At 70.4% G+C, this 20,080-nt stretch carries 26 protein-coding genes, 1 tRNA gene and 1 riboswitch; of the genes, 5 read left to right on the forward strand and 22 right to left on the reverse strand.

The genetic code is table 11. From position 1 onward, the window contains the following. Positions 1-120: 120 nt before the first annotated feature. From ACXDC7_RS12610 to ACXDC7_RS12640, 7 genes are all read right to left on the reverse strand, one after another. Positions 121-951 carry a TrmH family RNA methyltransferase gene (locus ACXDC7_RS12610; protein ID WP_459222354.1) on the reverse strand — a complete coding sequence of 277 codons (831 nt, stop codon included), beginning with the start codon at positions 949-951 and terminating at the stop codon, positions 121-123. A 10-nt stretch (positions 952-961) separates the two neighbouring features. Beyond that, the gene (gene rplT / locus ACXDC7_RS12615) at positions 962-1,330 is read right to left on the reverse strand and encodes a 50S ribosomal protein L20 (RefSeq protein WP_179446064.1); all 369 of its coding nucleotides are present in this window, start codon (positions 1,328-1,330) and stop codon (positions 962-964) included. Between the two features lie 83 nt (positions 1,331-1,413). Then, entirely contained in the window at positions 1,414-1,608 is a 195-nt protein-coding gene (rpmI, locus tag ACXDC7_RS12620) for a 50S ribosomal protein L35 (protein WP_179446063.1), read from the reverse strand. A gap of 73 nt (positions 1,609-1,681) precedes the next feature. Further along, complete coding sequence (infC, locus tag ACXDC7_RS12625; RefSeq protein WP_179446062.1) at positions 1,682-2,422, reverse strand: translation initiation factor IF-3; 741 nt, start codon at positions 2,420-2,422, stop codon at positions 1,682-1,684. A 245-nt stretch (positions 2,423-2,667) separates the two neighbouring features. Beyond that, entirely contained in the window at positions 2,668-3,180 is a 513-nt protein-coding gene (locus ACXDC7_RS12630; protein ID WP_459222355.1) for an SseB family protein, read from the reverse strand. A 10-nt stretch (positions 3,181-3,190) separates the two neighbouring features. Then, a complete protein-coding gene (locus ACXDC7_RS12635; RefSeq protein WP_459222356.1) occupies positions 3,191-3,667 on the reverse strand; it encodes a hypothetical protein in 477 nt (158 codons plus the stop codon). Positions 3,668-3,672: 5 nt separating this feature from the next. Beyond that, the gene (locus ACXDC7_RS12640) at positions 3,673-4,356 is read right to left on the reverse strand and encodes a hypothetical protein (protein ID WP_459222357.1); all 684 of its coding nucleotides are present in this window, start codon (positions 4,354-4,356) and stop codon (positions 3,673-3,675) included. Between the two features lie 140 nt (positions 4,357-4,496). Here ACXDC7_RS12640 and ACXDC7_RS12645 point away from each other — a divergent pair, with 140 nt between their 5' ends. Next, complete coding sequence (locus tag ACXDC7_RS12645; protein WP_459222358.1) at positions 4,497-5,192, forward strand: TetR/AcrR family transcriptional regulator; 696 nt, start codon at positions 4,497-4,499, stop codon at positions 5,190-5,192. 31 nt (positions 5,193-5,223) lie between these two features. Here ACXDC7_RS12645 and ACXDC7_RS12650 read toward each other — a convergent pair whose 3' ends face one another. The 9 genes from ACXDC7_RS12650 to ACXDC7_RS12690 form a co-directional block, all read right to left on the reverse strand. After that, complete coding sequence (locus tag ACXDC7_RS12650; protein WP_459222359.1) at positions 5,224-5,670, reverse strand: PH domain-containing protein; 447 nt, start codon at positions 5,668-5,670, stop codon at positions 5,224-5,226. A 10-nt stretch (positions 5,671-5,680) separates the two neighbouring features. Continuing rightward, positions 5,681-6,526, reverse strand: a complete 846-nt coding sequence (hisG, locus tag ACXDC7_RS12655) for an ATP phosphoribosyltransferase (protein ID WP_459222835.1) — start codon at positions 6,524-6,526, stop codon at positions 5,681-5,683. 81 nt (positions 6,527-6,607) lie between these two features. Beyond that, positions 6,608-6,874 (reverse strand): phosphoribosyl-ATP diphosphatase, encoded by a 267-nt coding sequence (locus tag ACXDC7_RS12660; RefSeq protein ID WP_179446057.1) that lies wholly within the window; start codon positions 6,872-6,874, stop codon positions 6,608-6,610. A gap of 22 nt (positions 6,875-6,896) precedes the next feature. Continuing rightward, positions 6,897-7,583: a nicotinamide riboside transporter PnuC gene (pnuC, locus tag ACXDC7_RS12665; protein ID WP_459222360.1), complete on the reverse strand. Its 687-nt coding sequence runs from the start codon at positions 7,581-7,583 to the stop codon at positions 6,897-6,899. 102 nt (positions 7,584-7,685) lie between these two features. Continuing rightward, positions 7,686-7,813: riboswitch (FMN riboswitch) on the reverse strand. 55 nt (positions 7,814-7,868) lie between these two features. Beyond that, on the reverse strand, positions 7,869-9,101 hold the full coding sequence (mshC, locus tag ACXDC7_RS12670) for a cysteine--1-D-myo-inosityl 2-amino-2-deoxy-alpha-D-glucopyranoside ligase (protein WP_179446055.1): 1,233 nt from the start codon (positions 9,099-9,101) through the stop codon (positions 7,869-7,871). Between the two features lie 93 nt (positions 9,102-9,194). Continuing rightward, the gene (locus ACXDC7_RS12675; protein ID WP_179443519.1) at positions 9,195-9,950 is read right to left on the reverse strand and encodes an SCO1664 family protein; all 756 of its coding nucleotides are present in this window, start codon (positions 9,948-9,950) and stop codon (positions 9,195-9,197) included. Continuing rightward, positions 9,943-10,536 (reverse strand): DUF3090 family protein, encoded by a 594-nt coding sequence (locus tag ACXDC7_RS12680; protein ID WP_179446054.1) that lies wholly within the window; start codon positions 10,534-10,536, stop codon positions 9,943-9,945. The genes ACXDC7_RS12675 and ACXDC7_RS12680 overlap by 8 nt, the downstream gene beginning before the upstream one ends. A gap of 10 nt (positions 10,537-10,546) precedes the next feature. After that, complete coding sequence (locus ACXDC7_RS12685) at positions 10,547-11,284, reverse strand: MSMEG_4193 family putative phosphomutase (RefSeq protein WP_459222361.1); 738 nt, start codon at positions 11,282-11,284, stop codon at positions 10,547-10,549. A gap of 49 nt (positions 11,285-11,333) precedes the next feature. Beyond that, positions 11,334-11,843, reverse strand: a complete 510-nt coding sequence (locus ACXDC7_RS12690; protein ID WP_218843885.1) for a flavin reductase — start codon at positions 11,841-11,843, stop codon at positions 11,334-11,336. A gap of 145 nt (positions 11,844-11,988) precedes the next feature. Here ACXDC7_RS12690 and ACXDC7_RS12695 point away from each other — a divergent pair, with 145 nt between their 5' ends. Further along, positions 11,989-12,816: an undecaprenyl-diphosphate phosphatase gene (locus tag ACXDC7_RS12695; protein WP_179446051.1), complete on the forward strand. Its 828-nt coding sequence runs from the start codon at positions 11,989-11,991 to the stop codon at positions 12,814-12,816. A gap of 3 nt (positions 12,817-12,819) precedes the next feature. Here the strand turns inward: ACXDC7_RS12695 and ACXDC7_RS12700 are convergent, their stop codons facing one another. Then, positions 12,820-13,860, reverse strand: a complete 1,041-nt coding sequence (locus tag ACXDC7_RS12700) for an LLM class F420-dependent oxidoreductase (protein ID WP_179446050.1) — start codon at positions 13,858-13,860, stop codon at positions 12,820-12,822. A gap of 55 nt (positions 13,861-13,915) precedes the next feature. Here ACXDC7_RS12700 and ACXDC7_RS12705 point away from each other — a divergent pair, with 55 nt between their 5' ends. Then, the gene (locus ACXDC7_RS12705; protein WP_179446049.1) at positions 13,916-14,893 is read left to right on the forward strand and encodes an aldo/keto reductase; all 978 of its coding nucleotides are present in this window, start codon (positions 13,916-13,918) and stop codon (positions 14,891-14,893) included. Between the two features lie 3 nt (positions 14,894-14,896). On the opposite strand, the gene ACXDC7_RS12710 is transcribed toward ACXDC7_RS12705, so the two are convergent. The 4 genes from ACXDC7_RS12710 to ACXDC7_RS12725 all read right to left on the reverse strand — a co-directional run bounded on the left by ACXDC7_RS12710 (position 14,897) and on the right by ACXDC7_RS12725 (position 17,857). Further along, positions 14,897-15,097 (reverse strand): DUF5703 family protein, encoded by a 201-nt coding sequence (locus ACXDC7_RS12710; protein ID WP_179446048.1) that lies wholly within the window; start codon positions 15,095-15,097, stop codon positions 14,897-14,899. A gap of 43 nt (positions 15,098-15,140) precedes the next feature. After that, positions 15,141-15,740 (reverse strand): hypothetical protein, encoded by a 600-nt coding sequence (locus ACXDC7_RS12715; protein ID WP_179446047.1) that lies wholly within the window; start codon positions 15,738-15,740, stop codon positions 15,141-15,143. A gap of 88 nt (positions 15,741-15,828) precedes the next feature. Next, entirely contained in the window at positions 15,829-16,404 is a 576-nt protein-coding gene (locus tag ACXDC7_RS12720; protein ID WP_179446046.1) for a hypothetical protein, read from the reverse strand. A 112-nt stretch (positions 16,405-16,516) separates the two neighbouring features. Beyond that, positions 16,517-17,857, reverse strand: coding sequence for a M20/M25/M40 family metallo-hydrolase (locus ACXDC7_RS12725; RefSeq protein ID WP_459222362.1), 1,341 nt, complete (start codon positions 17,855-17,857; stop codon positions 16,517-16,519). Positions 17,858-18,122: 265 nt separating this feature from the next. Between ACXDC7_RS12725 and ACXDC7_RS12730 the strand changes: the two genes are divergently transcribed. Further along, positions 18,123-18,208 (forward strand) — tRNA-Leu (locus ACXDC7_RS12730). A gap of 310 nt (positions 18,209-18,518) precedes the next feature. On the opposite strand, the gene ACXDC7_RS12735 is transcribed toward ACXDC7_RS12730, so the two are convergent. Further along, positions 18,519-19,115 carry a TetR/AcrR family transcriptional regulator gene (locus ACXDC7_RS12735; RefSeq protein ID WP_459222363.1) on the reverse strand — a complete coding sequence of 199 codons (597 nt, stop codon included), beginning with the start codon at positions 19,113-19,115 and terminating at the stop codon, positions 18,519-18,521. A 61-nt stretch (positions 19,116-19,176) separates the two neighbouring features. On the opposite strand from ACXDC7_RS12735, the gene ACXDC7_RS12740 reads away from it, so the two are divergent. After that, positions 19,177-20,016, forward strand: a complete 840-nt coding sequence (locus ACXDC7_RS12740) for an SDR family NAD(P)-dependent oxidoreductase (RefSeq protein ID WP_459222364.1) — start codon at positions 19,177-19,179, stop codon at positions 20,014-20,016. Positions 20,017-20,080 lie beyond the last annotated feature (64 nt).

Consider the following 20,080-nt stretch of genomic DNA (forward strand, 5'->3'; position numbering starts at 1 on the left):
GATAGTCAGTCTGTCGGACGCGATTGGTCAGTCCAGCTCGACAAGACGACCGGCGTCGATTCGGTAGCGATTGATCTTCCATGATCGCCTGGAGCCGGCCATGCAGGTTCCTGACGCGAATCAACGACCGGTCGGGTGCTGCGCGGTGGTCGAGGCGTAGAGGCAGACGGCGGCCGCGGTCGCCAGATTGAGGCTCTCGGCGGACCCGCGGATCGGCACCGCGACCCGCGCATCGGCGAGCGCCGCGTCGGCCGGCGGCAGACCCCATGCTTCGTTGCCGAACAGCCACGCGGTCGGCCGGGCAAGTGCGCCGTCGGCGGCGAGTTGATCGGTGCGGCGATCCGCGGAGCCGTCGGCGGCGTAGACGGCGAGCCCGCGGTCGCGGCACGCGGCGATCGCATCCGCGACGGGTACGCCGGTCGCGATCGGCAGGTGGAAGATGCTCCCGACGCTGGCCCGGGCGACCTTGGGGCTGGTCAGCTCCACCGAACCCTCGGTCATGATCACCGCATCCGCACCGAACGCGTCGGCGCATCTGATCACCGTGCCCGCATTGCCCGGATCGCGGATCTGCGCGCAGATCACCACCAGGCGCGGATCCCCGGCGAGGGCCGTGACGAGATCGGTCCCGATGCTGCGAGCGATCGCGACGATGCCCTGGGGATGGACGGTGTCCGCCAGCAGGGCGAGCTGTTGATCATCGACCACACGCAGGCGTACCCCCGCGGCGTCGGCTGTCGCGATCAGGTCTGCGTGCCGGGCGGCCGCCTCGCTGGTGGCGAACAGTGCCGAGACCAGGCCGGGTACGGCGAGCGCTTCGCGGGCCGCCTGCGGACCCTCGACCAGGAACTCCGCCCGCTCGCGACGCTGCTTGCGCGCCGACAACCGACGGGCCGACCGCAGCTCCGCCGCGGAGGCGGGTGCGATCGGCCCGGGGGTCGACGAAGTCAACGGCTGCGGCTTAGGCGGCCTGGACGCCCTGGTTGGCCTTGGCGACCTCGACCAGCGCGGTGAACGCCTTCGGGTCGCTGACGGCCAGCTCGGCGAGGATCTTGCGGTCCACCTCGACGCCGGCGGTCTTCAGGCCGGAGACGAACCGGTTGTAGGTCATCCCCTCCGCGCGGACGGCGGCGTTGATCCGCTGGATCCACAGCTTGCGGAAGTCGGCCTTGCGGGCGCGACGATCCCGGTAGGCGTAGACCAGCGAGTGGGTAACCTGCTCCTTGGCCTTGCGGTACAGGCGCGAGCGCTGCCCGCGGTAACCGGAGGCCTGCTCCAGGACCTCGCGGCGCTTCTTGTGCGCGTTGACGGAACGCTTCACGCGTGCCATGTCGATCTCTCCTTGTCGGGGCGCCGGGGGGGCCGGCACGAAGTTGGTCGCGCCGGTCGGGCGCGGACGGGGTGTTCAGCGGCTCACTTGCCGAGCAGCTTGCGGGCCTTCTTGGCGTCGCCGGTCGACATCACCGCATCGCCGTCGAGACGACGGGTCCGGGTGGACGGCTTGTGCTCGTTCAGGTGCATCTTGCCGGCCTTGCGGTGCATGACCTTGCCCGAGCCGGTGATCCGGAACCGCTTCTTCGCACCGGAATGCGTCTTCATCTTGGGCATGGTGGGCCCTCCTTCTGCTGCCAGGGCCGGCGTACCGGCCTTGCTTGTGATCGGCGCTCGCGCCGACCGGTTCCTACAGGTCGATGTCGGGGTCCATGTTGTCGGCCGGACCCTTTTTCTTCTTCTTCGCCGGGGCGGCGGCAACCTTCTCGCGCCGTTCGGCCAGCTCGACGCGCTCGGCCTCGGCGCTCTCGGTACGCTCCGCCGCGCGGCGGTCGCGATCGGCGTCGACGTCGGCCTTGGCCTCCGACTTCTTCTTGTGCGGGCCGAGGACCATCAGCATGTTCCGGCCGTCCTGCTTGGGATTGGACTCGACGAAGCCGAACTCCTCGACATCGTCGGCCAGCCGCTTCAGCAGGTTGAAGCCGAGCTCCGGGCGGGACTGCTCCCGGCCGCGGAACATGATCGTGATCTTCACCTTGTCGCCCGCCTTCAGGAACCGGACCACGTGACCCTTCTTGGTCTCGTAGTCGTGGCTGTCGATCTTCGGTCGGAGCTTCATCTCCTTGATCACCGTGTTCGACTGGTTCCGCCGGCTGTTGCGGTCCTTCTGCGCACTCTCGTACTTGAACTTGCCGTAGTCCATGAGCTTCGCCACCGGCGGACGGGCCATCGGGGCGACCTCGACCAGGTCGAGATCGGACTCGCGGGCCAACCGCAGAGCGTCGTCGATGCGAACGATCCCCACCTGCTCCCCCGCCGGGCCGACCAGTCGGACCTCGGAGACGCGGATGCGATCGTTGATGCGCGGTTCAGTGCTGATGTGTCCTCCTCGTGGACGATTGCCGGTTACGCCACCGCCTGGCGCAACCAAGAAAGGCCCCCGCGTCCGCGGAGGCCTGATCGGAGGGCGCGGACGGCAAACGCCCGCGACCCGTGAACCCGGCAACTTCCGCAACCTGTGGTCGTGGCGCCGCTCGGGTGGGAGATCAGATCCCCGCTTGTTCGGTGGGACCACCGATGGTGACAACCCGTCGGTGATCGCGGTCAATGGTAGCGGCTTGCGCGATGAATCTCACATCGCGCGACCACAAGGGTGGAACGCGTGCCGGGCCGCGACTATTCCGTCGGCTCCGCCGGGGCGGTGCGGGCCCAGCCGAAGCCGTCGGGCAGACGGACCAGTCGATGCCCCTGGGCGAGTTCGCCGAGCACCTCGCCCTCGATCGTCAGGGGCGCCGGGCCGACCACATCGACCAGCACCGTGCCCGCCCCCTCCGCGAGAGCGGTCTGGGCAACCCGGTCCAGGGTCGCGGGAATCGGTCGGGCCTGCGGATGCCAGGCCGCCGCCGAGTCGCTGCCCGTGAACACCGGCAGGGCTCGAGCGCCGTCCGGTCGCTGCAGCAAGACGGCGGAGACATCGCCCTCCCGGTTCGGATCGGGGGTCAGCGTCTCGTCCCCGGCGGCAAGGACGGGGACGAGCAGCCGCGCGCCGCACAGGGCGACGACCGCGTCCAGGTAGGCCTCGGGGCGGCCGCTGCCGGCCGCGACCAGCCGGTCGCGTACCAGCGCATCCGGCGAGCCGTCGTCGTCGGCGAATCGTTCGTCGTAGCCGCCGAGTTCCCGGCCGCTCACGCGCGTACCCTCACTCGATCCCCCGCTTGCGGAGCAGGGCCTCGATCTCGTCCAGCTCGGGATCGGCGGGCTGCTTGCCGCCCGCGGCCTTCTTCGGCGGCGTGCCGGGCTGCGCGGTCGAGCTCCGGGGCGCGGGTGCGACCGCGCCGGCGTCGGCCGTCCCCGCGGGAAGCGCCTTGGCCGCGGCCCGTGCTGCCGCGATGCCGCCGATCACCCACAACACGATCGCCAAGCCGACGAAGCCGAGGCCGACCCAGACCACGGGGGCGAGGATCAGCGCAAAGGCCCAGGCGATGACCCCGGCCACGAAGTTCCAGACCAGCAGCAACAGACCGGTCAGGTAGAGCCCGACGGGCAACAGCGCCAGCCCGAACATCTGGACGGCCTTGCCGCGCCGCTTGCTGGTCCGCCAGGTGATCACGGTGGCGACCAGGCCGACCAGGGTCAGCCCGATGCACAGCGGCAGGAGATAGGCCTGGGGATTCATGGCTCCTAGGCTGCCACAGTCGGGCGGGTGCGGCCGTCGTCCGACGGTCGCTCTGCGGGAAGGATCGGGGTCGCACTCCGGGCCAGCACCAGCGCGACCGCGGTGGCGATGCCGCCGGCGGCGAGCAGCAGCCCGTGCGACATCCGACCCGCCGGCGGAGTGAAGAACTGCGGCAGGTAGACGACGAGTCCGAACGCCATCGGCAGCATCAGCGCCCTCGGCCGCTCCCGGCGCCACCAGCCGACCGCGAGCGCCACACCGAGAACCGCGAGCGCCAGCAGCCCGAGCGCGAAGGTGATGGTCGGCACGAGCGCGTAGCGGACGTCGGCGAAGGTCGACAGCAGCGACCAGTCCTCGTCTGCCACGGCGCGCCGGGCGATCGAACCGAGGCCGAAGGTCTCCGCCCCGTAGTACGGCAGCAGGGCCGCCCCGGCGCCGACGGCGAGCGGACCCAGCCAGGCGTACCGCCTCCCCCAGCGGACCGCGATCAGCGGCACCCAGAACATCAGGGCGACGATGCCGACCATGGCGAGCGTGTGGGCGCCCGTCCAGGCGTTCGAGGCGACCGCGGCCGCTCCGACAGCCCCGGTCTCGGGGTTCGTGGGCGGATAGGGCCGCAGTATCTGGTAGGCCGCGAAGCACGAGCCGGCGAGCGCCGGCAGCGCGATCAGGGACAGGCGACGGATCATGATCGCTCCTCGGTGGACAATTCGAGAGCGGTGCTCTCTGTCAACCAAGGCTGCCGCGCCTCCGGCACGAAGTCAAGAGCACTGCTCTCTGTTGTGAGCGAAACCCTCCCGCACCGTCGCGGAGCTGGCAGGATCGGTTCATGGCCGGATCGAGCACACCGCGCGCCCGCGCCCGGGCCCGCACCCTGGACGAGATCACCGAGATCGCGCGACGCCAGATCGCCGAGCAGGGCGCGGCGACGCTCAGCCTGCGCGGCGTCGCCCGCGAACTCGGCGTGGTGTCGTCGGCGGTCTATCGCTACTACCCCTCGCGGGATGCGCTGATCACGGCGCTGCTGATCGACTCCTTCGGGCGGCTGGGTGATGCCGTCGAGCAGGCCGCCGGGCGGCGTGCTGCGACACCGCGCGCCCGGTTCGTCGCCGCCTGTGCGGCGCTCCGCGACTGGGCGCGCGACCATCCGCACGAGTTCATGTTGATCTACGGCTCGCCGATCCCGGGGTACGCCGCCCCGGCCGATACCGTGCCCGCCGCGGCCCGGGTGGTCACGCCGTTCGTCGAAGTGCTCGTCGCCGCCGGGGACGCGCTCGGCGCGGCCGAGGAGGTGCCGGGGCCCGCGGCCCTGGTGCGCCAGCTCGGCGGCATCGCCGACCGGCTGGGCGCCCCGGAGCTGGCGCCCGCGACCGTCGCCGCGCTGTTCTCGGTGCTCAGCGAGCTGATCGGATTCACCAGCCTCGAGCTGAACGGCCACCTGGTCGGCACCATCGACCCGGCCGACCGGTACTCCCGACTCGCCTTCGACCGGCTGGCGGACCGGGTCGGGTTGGGCGCGGACTGAGCGCGGCCGGCCGGAAGGCCCGCGCGTGCGGTCAGCTCGCGGCGCGGTGCAGCTCGCGCAACATGCGCACGGCTCGATCGGCGCGTTCGCCGTCGACGCGTTGGATGCCGAGCATCGGGCGACGCGGCGGATCGTGCTCGCCGCTGTTCCGGAGCACGAGATTGGCCCAGGGATCCGAGCGCCGGTAGCTCACCGCCGCGACGTCCGACCACGGGTACCGCCGGGTGCGCGGCCCGTTGCGCACGGTGACGCCGCCGACGTCCGCGCGGACCGCCGAGGCCGACAACGACCAGATCACCGCGTCCAGGGCGACCAGGAAGCCGATCAGCGTGAGCACCTGCGGGATCGTGAAGAGCGCCCGGCTCGACTCCGGCAGTGCGAACCAGCCGAGGACCGCGGCGACCGTCAGCACACCCGTGCCGAGGGCGGCACCGATGATCGACACCCGCGAGGTGAAGCGGTACGCCCGATCGCTCACGCGAACCCGCTCAGATCCGGCAGGCGGCGATGTCGGTGACCAGGATCGCGCGGGCACCGAGCGCATACAACTGGTCCATGATCAACTGCGAACCCTCGCGGCGTACCATCGCGCGCACCGCGACCCAACCCTCGCGGGCCAGCGGGGACACGGTCGGCGATTCGAATCCCGGTGTCAGGGCGGCGGCACGGTCGGCCAGCTCGGCCGCGATGTCGTAGTCCATCATCACCCAGTTGCGCGCGACCAGCACCCCGTCCAGGCGCCGCGCGAGCTGATCAAGGCCGGCGGGCGGCACCTCGCCGCGCCGCGCGATCAGGATCGCCTCGGATTCCAGGATCGGCTCGCCGAACAGCTCCAGCCCGGCCCGGCGCAGCGTGGTCCCGGTCTCCACGACGTCCGCGACGGCATCGGCGACGCCGAGCCGGATCGCGGACTCCACCGCACCATCGAGCTTGATCAGGCGCGCATCGACGCCGCGGTCGGCCAGATATGAGCCGACCAGTCCCGGATAGGAGGTGGCGATCCGGCTGCCCGCCAGCCGCTCGACCGACCAGTCCTGACCCGCCGGCGCGGCAAAGCGGAACCGGGTACCGCCGAATCCGAGCGCCGCCGTCTCGTCGGCCGCCGCCCGGGAATCGAGCAGCATGTCCCGGCCGGTGATCCCGACGTCCAGCGTGCCCTCGCCGACATAGACGGCGATGTCGCGCGGTCGCAGATAGTAGAACTCCACGCCGTTCGCGTGGTCGGCGAGGATCAGCTCCTTGTTGTCACCCCGCTGCCGGTACCCGGCCTCGCGCAACATCTGGATCGCCGCGTCGGACAGCGAGCCCTTGTTGGGCACGGCGACGCGCAGCAGCGGACGGTCAGGACTGGGTTCCACGGGGCGCCAGCCTAGCCGCTCGGCACACACTCGCCGCCCGGGCGCGAGCCGGCGAGATCACAGGTGGCGCCAGACGTCCTCGGGCGCCAGGTCGAGGGCCAGCATCAACACCTGCAGGTGATAGATGAGCTGACTGATCTCCTCGGCGGCCTGTTCGCGGCCCTCGTACTCCGCGGCCATCCAGACCTCGGCGGCCTCCTCGACGATCTTCTTGCCGATCTCGTGCACACCGGCGTCCAGCCGCGCGACCGTGCCCGAGCCCGTCGGACGGGTACGCGCCTTCTCGGCCAGCTCGGCGTACAGGGCGGCGAAATCCTTGCTCACGCACGCACCCTAGCCCCGATCCTCAGGCGCCGACCCGAGCGGGCGCAGCGCTATCGCCGGCATTGCGGGTGTCGCGCCGCCAGGCGAAGAACCCCGCGATCACGAACCCGCCGTAGATGGCGTACATGATCGCCGACGGGTAGAAACCGCCGGCCAGCAGCAGCGGGATCCCGACGATGTCGACGGCGACCCAGATCAGCCAGAACTCCGTCCAACCGCGGGCCATGCCGTAGGTGGCGAGGATGGAGCCCGTCAGGATCCAGGCGTCGGCCAGCGCGTTCCAGCTCTCCAGCGCGGTCAGCACGAAATAGAAGCCGATCCAGCCGACCAGGCCACCGATGATCAACTGCAGCCGTCCCGAGCGACCGGCCCAGCGGGGCTGGACGCCGACATGATCACCCGGGTGATGCCGGGCATAGGTCGCCCACCGGATCCAGCCGTAGACGCTGACGGCGAAGAAGAACACCTGACGACCGGCCTGCCCCCACAGGTCGAGCTGCTGTGGCGTACCGAACGCGCCACCGAGAAACACGGTGAACAGCAACACATTGCCGACGATGCCGACCGGCCACGCCCAGACCTTGCGGCGCATCCCGAGCACCGCGCTCGCCAGGCCGAATCCGTTGCCGACGATCTCGCGCAACAGGATCGGTTGGCCGAATCCGACATCGATCTGGGCGTTCAGGAACTGCCAGACGAACTCATTCATGATCATCTCCGCTCGACGAGCCCCGCATGGTCCGGGGTCGGAGCGATGACGCGCGGATCAGCGATGCGCCGGATGGGCGCGACCGCTGCAACACCGCGGGCCCTCGTGTTCTTCCCATCCGGACTCTCACCGTCGGTCGGGGACTTCCACCCCATCAACCGATGACTGGCTGCCATCGGGTCGCGGACTTTCACCGCCGGCTCGGATTTTCACCGACCCCAGAACACGCAGGAACTACCTGCTGGCCCCATCATGCCAGCCCGGCGGCAACACCCGGCGGCCGGGTCAGGACAGCCGCACCCCGAGCAGGGCGTCGATCGCCTCGGCGAGTTGTCCGGGGGCGTGCTCGTCCGCCCCGTCCTCGGCGGCCCACTCGTCCACCACCCGCAGCGCGGTCGGGGTGTCCAGATCGTCGCGGAGCGCGGCACGGAGCGCGGCCAGCGCGGGTTCGGCCTCGGGCGCGGCGCGCCGGGTGACCGCCGCGCGCCAACGTGCCAGCCGCTGCGTCGCGGCCTCGAGCTGGTCGTCGTCATAGCTCCAGTCGGTGCGCCAGTGATGATCCAGCAGCACGAGCCGAATCGCCATCGGGTCGACCCCGGCCTCGCGCAGCTTGCTGACCAGGACGAGATTGCCCCGGGACTTGCTCATCTTCTCGCCGTCCAGGCCGACCATCCCGCTGTGGGCGTACGCCTTCGCCAACGGCTCGCCGGTGGCCACCTCACCCCCGGCGGCCGACATCTCGTGATGGGGGAAGATCAGATCGGAGCCGCCGCCCTGGATGTCGAACGCGGGCCCGAGGAAGCGGTTCGCGATCGCCGTGCACTCGATGTGCCAGCCCGGTCGGCCGCGGCCGAGGCTCGAGTCCCAGGCCGGTTCGCCCGGTCGCTCGACGCGCCAGACCAGGCCGTCCAACGGGTGCTTCTTGCCCGGCCGATCCGGGTCGCCGCCGCGCTCGGCGAACAGCGCGCGCGCCTCGTCGTCGCCGAGCCGGGCCATCTCGTTGAAGTGCGGGGCCAGCTCGTTGCGGAAGTACCAGTCGGGGTGTTCGGGATCGTCGACCTGGTAGATCGCGCCGTCGGGCAACTGCTCCAGCAGCCGGTTGATCAACGGGATCGACTCGACCGCGCCCACGAACTCCGTGGGCGGCAGCACGTTCAGCGCCGCCATGTCGGTGCGGAACAACTCGGTCTCGCGCTCCGCCAGGTCGACCCAGTCCTCCCCGGTCGCCTCGGCGCGCTCCAGCAGCGGGTCGTCGATGTCGGTCACGTTCTGCACGTAGTTGACGTTCAGCCCGAGATCGCGCCACTGCCGCTGCAGCACATCGAAGGCGACATAGGTCGCCGCGTGCCCGAGATGGGTCGCGTCATAGGGGGTGATCCCGCAGACATACATCCGTGCGGTCCCGCGCTCGGGCCCGACGGGCACGACCTCGCGTGACCACGAGTCGAAGATGCGGACCGGGCCGGCGTCTCGATCGGGAGCGAGCGACGGAACGGGTGGGAATGGCCACGCCTGCATGCGGGCGATGCTAGGCCAGCCGGGGCGCCCGCACGAAACGAACCGCGATCCGGCTGGCCCTCGCGCCCGGTGCCGGCACCCGCCTCGCGCGGCTCAGAACGGCGGCCAGGGGAACGGGAAACGGTGCTCGGCCGGCTCGGGCAGTACTCCGGCCGCGAGCAGCGCCTCGGCCCGGGCCGCGACCGCGGCGACCTCGGCGGCCGACAACAGCCCGGACAACTCGCCCGCCGCGTCCCGGGCCGCGGCCACCAGCGCCCGGTGCTCGTCGGTCAACGGCTCGCCGGCGAAACCCCACAGCACCGTCCGCAGCTTGTCCTGGGTGTGGAAGCACACGCCGTGATCGACGGCGAACACCCGTCCCTCGCGGGTCAGGATGTGGCCACCCTTGCGGTCGGCATTGTTGATCACCACATCGAAGACGGCGAGTCGGCGCAGTCGATCATCGTCGGCATGGACCACCAGTACGGGTTCGTCGGCCGCGCCGAAGCCGTCCATCACGGGCAGCCGGCCGGCAAGATCATCGTGTTCGCTGATCAGGTCCACCAGGTCGTAGTCGGCCTCGTCCACCCACGCCTGCAGGGAACCCGGGCCGAGCGGTCCGTCCACCAGCACGGTCGCCGGGACAAGATCGAACCCGGCCAGACTGGACAGGCGGTACGCCGCGACCTCGCGGGCGGCGAGCGTACCGTCGGGAAAGTCGTGCAACGGGCGCTCGCCGCGGACCGGCTTGTGGACGGCCAACCGATCGCCGACCTGGACCAGGAAGGTCGCATTCGATGCCGTGGTCAGCCGCCCTCGGATCGTCAGCTCGCCGGCGAAGGACGGATCCAGCGCGGAGACCTCACTCACCCGAGGCGAACAGGGGACGACGGTAGCCGTTGGAGCGCGGGCAGATGTGCCCGGCGGGGTCGAGCGGCTGGGCGCAGAAGGGACAGGCGGGCCGACCCGCGGCGACGACCGCATTGGCCCGGGCCACGAACTCCCGCGCTCCGGCCGGCGTGATCCGCACCACGAAGACCTCGCCGGCGCGCTCGGACTCGGCGGCGGCGACCTCGTCGGCCGAGGTCTCGTCGTCGGGCATGTCGTCCGCGGCGTCGGTCTGGGCGAACATCTCGATCACCACGCGGGCCTGGTCGGGATCCCAGGCGAGCGTCATCGTGCCGACGCGGAACTCCTCGTCGATCGGCGCATCGAGCGGCTGCACGTCACGGGGCTGGGCGTAGGCATCGGGCACGTCACCGCTTCGGCGTACCACCTCGTCGAGGATCCGCCCGAGGTGCTCGGCGAGCACCGAGACCTGCTGCTTCTCACACACCACGCTGGTGATCCGGTTGCCCTCGCGGGCCTGCAGGAAGAACGTCCGCTCTCCCGGCTCCCCCACTGTCCCGGCGACGAATCGGTCCGGAGCGTCGTACCGGTGCTCGACGATCGACATAGCGACCAGCTTAGGCCCCGCCACCGGCAGCAACGCCGGATTCCTCCGCGGGCGAACCCGCGCCGGGCTCGGTCGGATCCTCCACGTCGCCGCCGGGGGTGCCCTCGCCCACCGGCGCCCGCGGCACCAGCGCCGCCACATCGGTCCCGGCATTCAGCGTCAGCACGCGGGTCCGACCGTCGAGGGTGGACAGCACCGACAGGCCCGCCGGATGGGTCGAGATGCGCTGGAACTGGTCCAGGTGCAGGCCGAGCGCATCAGCGAGGATCGCCTTGATCACGTCACCGTGGCTGACCGCCAGCCAGACCGCGTTCGGTCCGTGCTCGGCCGCGACCCGGGCCGCATGCGCGCGGATCGCTGCCACGCCCCGCGCCGCCATCGCCGTCATCGATTCCCCGCCGGGAAAGGTCACGGCGGACGGCGCGGCCTGCACGGTACGCCACAGGTCCTCCTTCGCCAGCTCGCCCAGCGACCGGTTGGTCCACTCGCCGTAGTCGCACTCGGTCAGTTCGGGCTCGACGACCGGCTCGAGCCCCCGGCCGGCGAGGATCAGCTCGGCCGTCTGCCGGCAGCGCTCCAGCGGGGAGGTCACGGCGGCGGCCAGCTCGACCTCCCGCAGCGCATCGCCGAGCCGGCTCGCCTGCCCCCGACCCGTCTCGTCCAGGTCGATCCCCGGTGTGCGGCCGGCGAGCACGCGCGCGGTATTGGCCGTCGAACGCCCGTGGCGGACCAGGAGCACCGTCGTCATGAGGCCAGCCTAGTGAGCCGGCCCGACGCGCCCGCGCGTCGGGAGCGGGTCAGGACAGGTAGCGGCCACGCAGATGGAACAGCGGTTCGGCCCCGCCGACCTGCGCGGTCTCGACGACCCCGCGCAGCAACAGGGCATAACCGGCGCGCCCGGGGTCCGGCATCAGGCGTACCCCCAACCAGCCGGCGGCGCCGGCCAACCGGGGACCGTGGGCATCGTCGAGCCACTCGCCGGTGCGAAACGGCCCGCCCGGCGCCGGCGCGACGCGGGCGAACGCTTCGGCCACCGCGGCCTGACCCTCGGCGAGCACGTTGACGGTCGCGGTCGTCGCGCCGGGGAGCGCATCGGCCAACTCCGAATCGGGGTCCAGCAGCCCGAGCACCTCCGGCGGATCGCCGTCGGCGATCAGCACCGACGACAGGGTCCAGCCCTCCGGGCGCTGCCCCGGCGCGCCGATCGTCCACACCGTCACCGGCGCCGCGAGCCGGCCGCGGAGCCGGCGCAGCGGATCGCGGGCGTCGTCGGGCGGCAGGAACGGGTGGTCGGCATGGATGCTCACCGCTCCATGGTGCCGGGCGCTACCCCGGTGGCAGTTCGCGGCGCGCGGGCCCGACCCGGGTCCGACGGTGCCGGGGCGGCAAGCGCCTAGTGTTGCCCGGGGCCCGCGGGCCCGCACCGCGCAACCACCGACGACGAGGAAGAGCATGAGCTGGCTGGAAGCGATCGTACTGGGGATCGTCCAGGGACTCACCGAGTTCTTGCCCATCTCGTCGAGCGCACACGTCTCGATCGTCGGGCAGCAGTTCGGTTCGGACCCGGGTGCCGCCTTCACCGCCATCACCCAGCTCGGCACCGAGACCGCGGTCGTCGTCTACTTCCGCAAGAAGATCTGGCGGATCCTCAGCCACTGGTGCCTGGCGCTCGTCGGCAAGATCCCCCGCAACGATCCCGACGCCCGCCTCGGCTGGCTGGTGATCCTCGGCTCGATCCCGATCATCGTCCTCGGCGTCGTGCTCGAGCCGCTGATCGAGGGACCGTTCCGCAATCTGTGGATCACGGTGGCGATGCTCGCCGGCGTCGGCTTGTTGATGGGCCTCGGTGACCGGGTCGGCAAGGAGACCAAGGAACTGGACCAGATCAGTTGGCGCGACGGCATCATCTTCGGCATCGCCCAGGCCTGTGCGCTGGTGCCCGGGGTGTCGCGATCGGGCGGCACGATCACGGCCGGGCTGTTCATGGGCTACACCCGCCGGGCCGCGGCCGAGTACTCGTTCCTGCTGGCCATTCCGGCCGTCTTCGGCTCCGGGCTGTACAAGCTGACCGACGTCGCCGACGAGCCCGATCCCGCCTGGGGCCCGATCATCGTCGCCACGGTGCTGGCTTTCGCGATCGGCCTCGCGGTGATCCACTGGCTGATGCGCTACATCAGCAACCACAGCTTTGCGCCGTTCGTGATCTATCGGGTGGCGCTGGCCATCGGGTTGGCGATCTTGCTGCTGGCCGGGATCATCCCGCCGGTCACGACCGGATGATCATCACAGGTTGCGGTACGCCTCGGCGAGCGCGTCGAGCTGGGCGATCTTGGCGTCGACGCCCGTGCCGGCGGGGCTGACCGCGCAGTTGGTCAGGCCGCTGTCGGCCAGGGCGCGCAACGATGTCGTCAGGCGCCCGACATCGCCGACCAGCGCCACCCGCTCGACGAGCTCCTGCGGCACCTCCCGCGCCGCCTCGCGCTGGTTGCCCGACAGGTAGAGGTCCTGGATCCGCGCGGCCGCGTCGGCGTACCCCATCCGGACGGCGTGTGCGTTGTAGAAGTTCTGCTTCCGGCTGCCCATCCCGCCGACGTAGAGCGCGACGTGCGGGCGCAACGAGTCGGCGGCCGCGGCGACGTCGTCGCCGGCGGCGAGCGGGACGCTGGCCATCACGTCGAACTGGTCGCGGGTACGCCCGGAGCGCGCGAGGCCGGCGTCGATCGCCGCGTTCAGGCCCTCGGAGGCGTCGGCGGCGTAGAAGATCGCCTGCAGTCCGTCGGCGATCTCGCCGGCCAGCTCGACATTCTTCGGACCGACCGCGGCCAGATAGATCGGCACCCGATCGGCGACCGGACGCGCCATGATCTTGAGCGGTTTGCCGGCCCCGCCGGGCAGCGGCAGCGGATAGTGCTCACCGTCGCTGCTGACCACTTCGCCCGACAACGCGGCGCGGACGATGCCGACATACTCCCGGCTGCGGGCGAGCGGCTTGGCGAAGGGCCGGCCGTGCCAGCCCTCGGCGACCTGGGGTCCGGAAACCCCCAGTCCGAGCCGGAACCGTCCCCCGCTGACGGCATCCATCCCGGTCGCCGTCATCGCGGTCATCGCGGGGGTACGCCCCGGGATCTGCATCACCGCCGAACCGACATTGATCTTCGAGGTCTGCCCGGCGAGCCAGGCGAGGAAGGAGACGCAGTCGACGCCGTACGCCTCGGCGGCCCAGACGGTGTCGAAGCCGAGCATCTCCGCGTGCCGGGTCAGCCGCAGGGCGTCCTCGGGGCGATCACGACCCGTCATGTAGCCGATGTTCAGCGACAGCTTCATTGCGCCTCCTGCGTGGGATTCGGGACCCGACTGGGCGTGATTGTAGTGTCGACGCATGATCCGTCGCCATGTCGGCCATACCGGGCTGCAGGTCTCGCGCCTGGGCCTCGGCACGATGACCTGGGGCAGTGATGTCGGCATGCCCGAGGCTCGTTCGCTGCTGACCACCTTCCACCAGGCGGGCGGGACCATGATCGACACCGCCGCTGCCTATGGTCGCGGCGCCGCGGAACAGATGCTCGGCACGCTGCTCGACTCGGTCGTCCCGCGGGACGAGATGATCATCGCCACCAAGGCCGGGTTCGGCGTCCGCGACGGGCACCGGGTCGTCGACACCTCGCGCAGCGGGATGTTGCACGATCTCGATCAGTCGCTGGAGCGCCTGGGCACGGACTGGATCGATCTGTGGCAGGTGCACGCCTTCGGCGAGGCGCCGATCGAGGAAACCCTGGCCGCGATGGACTATGCGGTCTCCTCCGGCCGGGTCCGCTATGTGGGGGTGTCCAATTTCGTCGGCTGGCAGACCGCCTATGCGGCGGCCTGGCAGCGGGCCGTGCCCGGCCGCACACCGGTGGCCAGCGGCCAGGCGGAGTACTCGTTGCTGGCCAGGCGGGCCGAGATGGAGATCCTGCCGGCCACCCGGCGGCTCGGGATGGGCTTCTTCCCGTGGTCGCCGCTGGGCCGCGGCGTGCTCACCGGGAAGTACCGCGCCGGCCTGCCGCGCGGCTCACGCGGTGCCAGTGATCATTTCGCCTGGTTCGTCGAGCCCTATCTGGAGCAGCGCTACCGCGGCGTGGTGGAGGCGGTCACCCGGGCCGCCGACGGGATGGATCTGCAGCCGCTGCAGGTCGCGCTGCTGTGGGTACGCGATGCGCCCGGGGTGACGGCCCCGTTGCTCGGCGCGCGGACCGCCGACCAGTTGATCACCTGCCTGCGCACCGAGGAGATGGAGTTGCCGGCCGAGATCGCGGCCGCCCTCGATGATGTCTCCGGCGGTCCGGTCGCGGCCCGTGGCGCCGAGACCGGCGCCTGATGATCACGGCAGGGTACGTCGGGCGCGAATGATCTTGCGCCGCATCCAGGCGTCCCGGGTGCCGTCGCGGTAACGGCGCAGCCGATGCAATTCCCAGCCCCGGTACTCCGCGGCATCGGTGAGCAGGCGGGCGACGGCTCGCCTCGACAGCGTCCGGTCCAGGCGTACCCGCTGCTCCTCGTACTCGATCGCGGTGACTCCCATGGCGAGACACCCTAGCCGCGCGGACAACCCCGCGGACCGCGGCTCAGGCGGCGCGCCGCGCCCGCAACGGCCGGCGCTCGCGGCCGAGGAACAACTGCACCACTCCGGCCAGTGCGCCCAGCCCGCCGAACAGCACGAAGAGCATTCCGTCGGTCAGATAGGCCGACCAGAGCTGGGGAGCGGTCAGGTTCGCGATCACGAAGGGCAGCGCGGGCAGTGCGATCTGGGGTGCATATTCGCGGTAGTAGGCGTACAGGCCGACCGCCAGACACGCCACGAAGGTGACGGCCAGGCCACCGATGATCATGGCGACCAGGGCCGGGAAGCCCCGGGCGGGAGCATGGCCCGCGCCCTTGCCGTAGAGCCAGAACGCGAGCAGGGCGATCGCGAAACACCAGATCGGCGAGGGCGTACCCGGTGCCCACAGGCCGATCAGCGTGATCGCGCCGCCGAGCAGCCCGAGCGCCGCGAGCGCGAGTCCGCGGTCGACGTGTTCGGTGGTGTCGACCGGCTCCTCCAAGGACGGTCGTGGGCCCGCGGAGGTCTCGGGCAGCCACTCGGGCGTACCGCCGCGCGCGGACAGCGGCAGTCGCGGGGTCGGCGCTCCGGCGGGTGCCGGGCCGAGGACGGGGAAGGGTGGCATCGGGGCCTCCTCGGATGATCCGGAGAGCCGAGCGAGCGGCTCGGCGGCAGGTTACTGCTGTGACGTGTGTTACGTAAAGGGTCTGTTGTTACCGGGCGGGGTCGGCCGTCGGGTGCGAATCCCGGCGCATCAGCCGGAACAGGGTTCCGCCGGCGCCGAGCGCGCCGAGGAGCAGGAAGATCAACGCGTCGGGGAGGTATCCCCCGAGCACGTCGGGATTGACCAGGTTGACGGCCAGGAACTCCGCGCGGCCGTAGTCGATCTGTGCGCTTTCCGCGTCGTAGTAGGCCGACAGATCGGCGCCGATGCAGGCGAGAAAGGTGCCGACCAGCCCGACCACGATCAGCCCGACCAGCGCAGCGACGCCGCGTTCGGGTGGCCGACCGGCGCCGCGGGCGTAGAGCACCACGGCGCCGGCCGCGATGACCACCGCGGCGATCGAGGCGATGTAGCCCAAGGACCAGATCGCCACCGCAACCGCCGCGCCGACAACCAGTGCCGGCAGCGCGAACAACAGCCCGCGGCCGACTCGCTCGGGCCCGGCGGGCGGCTCCCCGACGACGGTGCCCGCGCGCGGTGCGGTCGCCCAGACGCCAGTCCGCCGCGGCGCGGCCGGCGGCGCTGCGGGGGGTTCGAAGTTGGGTCGGCCGGGTGGGTTCGTCATGGCTACCGCCTCGTTCGGGCCGCTGGCGCGGCGCCGGGCCACGGTCGGGCCCTCGTGGCGCGTGACGGTAATGGGTGTGGCGCGTGTTGCGGAAGAGGCGAAATCGAACTCTTCAGGCGAGGTCGAGGAATCGGTCCAGGACGCGCGCGCCGAATTCGAGGGAATCGGTGGGCACGCGCTCGTCCACGCCGTGGAACATGCCGACGAAATCGAGCTCGGGGGGCAGCCGGAGCGGGGCGAAACCGAAGCACCGGACTCCCATCCGGTGCCACGCCTTGGCGTCGGTGCCACCGCTCATCAGGAACGGCACGGCCCGGGCATGCGGATCCTCCGCGGCCAGGCTCGCCTGCATCGCATCGGCCAGCCCGCCCGCGAACTCGGTCTCGATCCCCGAGCTGTGCACGTCGATCTCGTAGCGCACCTTGTCCCCGAGCAGTTCGGACAGCGTCGCGAAGAACTCCTCGTCGCCACCCGGCACGATCCGCCCGTCCAGGCCCGCCGTGGCGCGGCCCGGGATCACGTTCACCTTGTAACCGGCCTGCAGCATCGTCGGGTTGGCGGTGTTGGACATCGTCGCGCCGACCATCCGGGCGATCGAGCCGAGCCGCGCGAGTGTGGTCTCGACATCGTCGGGATCGAGTTCGACCTGCCAGGCGTCGGCGATCGCGTCGAGGAACGCGCGCTGGGCATCGGTGATCCGGTGCGGCCAGCGGTGGCTGCCGATCCGGGCGACGGCGGCGGCCAGCTCGGTGACCGCATTGTCGTCGTTGCGCATCGAGCCGTGCCCCGCGGTGCCGTCGGCGATCAGCTTGAGCCAGGCCATCCCCTTCTCTGCGGTCTGTACGAGATAGAGCCGCAGGTCATCGCGTACCGTCAGCGAGAATCCGCCCACCTCGCCGATCGCGTGCGTGCAGCCCTCGACCGTCTCCGGATGCTTGCGGACCAGCCAGTCGGCACCGAGCACCCCGCCGGCCTCCTCGTCGGCGGTGAAGATCAGCCGGAGCGGGCGCCGGGGAGCCCGGCCCGTGCGGACGCGGTCGCGTACCACCGAGAGCACCATCGCGTCGAAGTCCTTCATGTCCACCGCGCCGCGCCCCCACACCATGCCGTCGCGCAACTCGCCGGCGAACGGGTCGACCGACCAATCGGCAGCATCGGCCGGCACCACGTCGAGGTGTCCGTGGATCAGCAGCGGCTCGGCGCCCGGCTCGGTCCCCTCGGGCGCGAAGTCTGCGACAAGCGTGGTACGCCGGGGCTCGGACTCGTACAGGGTGGACTCGATACCCACCTCGTCGAGCTTCGCGGCGACATACTCAGCGGCCGCCCGTTCCCCGGGCCCGTCGACGCCCGGGCCGAAATTGGTGGTGTCGATCCTGATCAGTTCCGCGCAGAGGTCGACCACCTCCGCATCGGGTCGTCTCGTGCCGGGGCGCGTGGTCGCTGCGTCGGTCATGGACCCATCGTCGCGCGGGCGGCCCTTGCCCATGCCGCGGGGTCGGGTCGACAATCGGGGCAACCAAGGAGGACGCCATGGCCGAAGCCAAGTGCCAGTGCCCGAACTGCACGGACAACTGCGCCGACTGCACCTGCACGAACTGCAGTTGCCCCAACTGCTCCCACTGATCCGAACACGGGCCACCGGGCGGCTTCGCGATGTGCTCGCGCCGGGCGGAGTTGCTATAGTTCACTGCGCTCCGGGCCCGCCCGGGGCACACCTCGTCCGGGTGGCGGAATAGGTAGACGCGCTAGCTTGAGGTGCTAGTGGCCAGAAATGGCTGTGGGGGTTCAAGTCCCCCCTCGGACACCCCTGAATCCCTGTGCACATTGGGAAAGCGACCAGTGGTCCCGACTCACACGAGTCGGGGCCACCGTCACGTCTGGGGCAGTTTGCGCACGACAGCTCTCGCTGAGCTTCAGCGCGGAGGCCCTGCCCTGCGCTCGCAACCAACAAGCGACCACAGGGTTGGAGACAGGTTTGCCAGTTCCACAGTTGGTCAACGACCATCTCCCGATGGCGCGTCGGGCGTGCACGCCCGACGAGGTGCAGTCCGCCTTCGCGTCCTCGCCCGAACGCGCGATTGTCCGCAACGACTGGGTCCCCCTGCGGGATGCCTTCAAAGCGCGCTCGCGTGAGGTGGGCCGAGGGCGAAGTCAAGTAGGCGGTCCACGTACGGCGGATCGAGGTCCGCGCCGGTGATCAACAGTCGGTAATAGAGCGCACCGTAGATCAGATCGATGACGATGTCCGGTTCGAATGCGGCGCGAGGATCCTCCTCGGCCACTTCCGCGAGTAACGCGGTTGCTGCCGCTCGACGATCTGCGATGAACCGATCTCGCAACGCTGCCGCGAGATCCTGGTCGTGCTGACTTGCGGCGACCAGCGCAATGAAGGGCCTGCGTGCTGCAGGCTCGCTCATGAGGGCTGCCACGCGTTGGACTTGCGCTCGGAATCGTTGAACCGCTGTGCCGTCCGCGGGCGCTTCCAGTTTGGTGCTTGTTGCTGCAGTGAACGCGTCCATCAAGACCGCCGCCTTGTTGGGCCACCACCGATAGATCGTGTTCTTGCTGACTCCTGCGTGAGCGGCGATCTGGTCGACGGTGAGCGCTGGCAGGCCCTCGTCGGTCAATAGAGTCCTCGCCGCTTCGAGCACAGCGCGCCGCGCCCGTTCGCTGCGGGGACGACCAGGCCGTGAACCATCTTGCGTGTGCACATCGCCAGCCTAACAGGTTACGATACTGATCGCGCAGTATCGAAACTATTCGGAGGTACCCATGACGCAAGCCATCGAGGACCAGACATGGTTCATCACTGGTGCGAGTTCCGGTTTCGGATTCGCCCTGAGCAAGGCGGTCGTCGCCCGCGGGGGTCGTGTCATCGCAGCTGTTCGATCACCCGAGGACACTGCGGTGATCGAGCTAGCGAGGTCAGCGCAGGTGCACGTCGTGAAGGTTGACGTCACCAGCGGTGACGAAGTGGGGGCCGGCGTTGCCAGCGCCGTGGCGCGATTCGGCGCTCTGAGCGTGGTCGTGAACTGCGCCGGGCGCGGCTCATTCGGCTCTTTGGAAGAGACTCCCGACTCTGAGGTCCGAGACCTCTTCGACGTCAACGTCTTTGGTTCGTTCAACGTCATCCGGGCGGTCCTTCCGACACTGCGCGATCAGCGGCACGGCCACATCGTGCAGATCTCCTCTCTCGCTGGAATCGCGCCACCAGCTCCGGGGCTGGCTGTGTACGCGGCCTCGAAGTTCGCCGTCGAGGGCATGTGTGAAGTGCTGTTGAAGGAGGTGGCGCACCTAGGCATCGGTCTCACGATCGTCGAACCAGGCGACTTCCGCACCGGCTTCGGCGGCGCACTGCACGTGACTCCACCCACAGTCGCCGATTACGCCGACAGTGTCGGCCGCGCGGCCGAGGGTTTCGCATCCATGGATCCCGTGCAACTAGGTGACCCGGACAAGGCTGCTGCCGCCATCATCGACGCCGTCACCAGTGGTCGGCCTCCACTGCGGTTGGCGTTGGGCGACGACGCGATCGAGAGCATCCGGACCAAGTTGACGAGCCAAGTCTCCGAGGGACAGGCCTGGGAGGCGGCCGGCAGAGCAATGCGATGAGGTGAAAGTACCGGCACCACCTGGGACATCTACGGCCATGCCATCCGGACGACACCCGCCTGGC

The sequence above is a fragment of the Naumannella huperziae genome, from assembly GCF_054073625.1.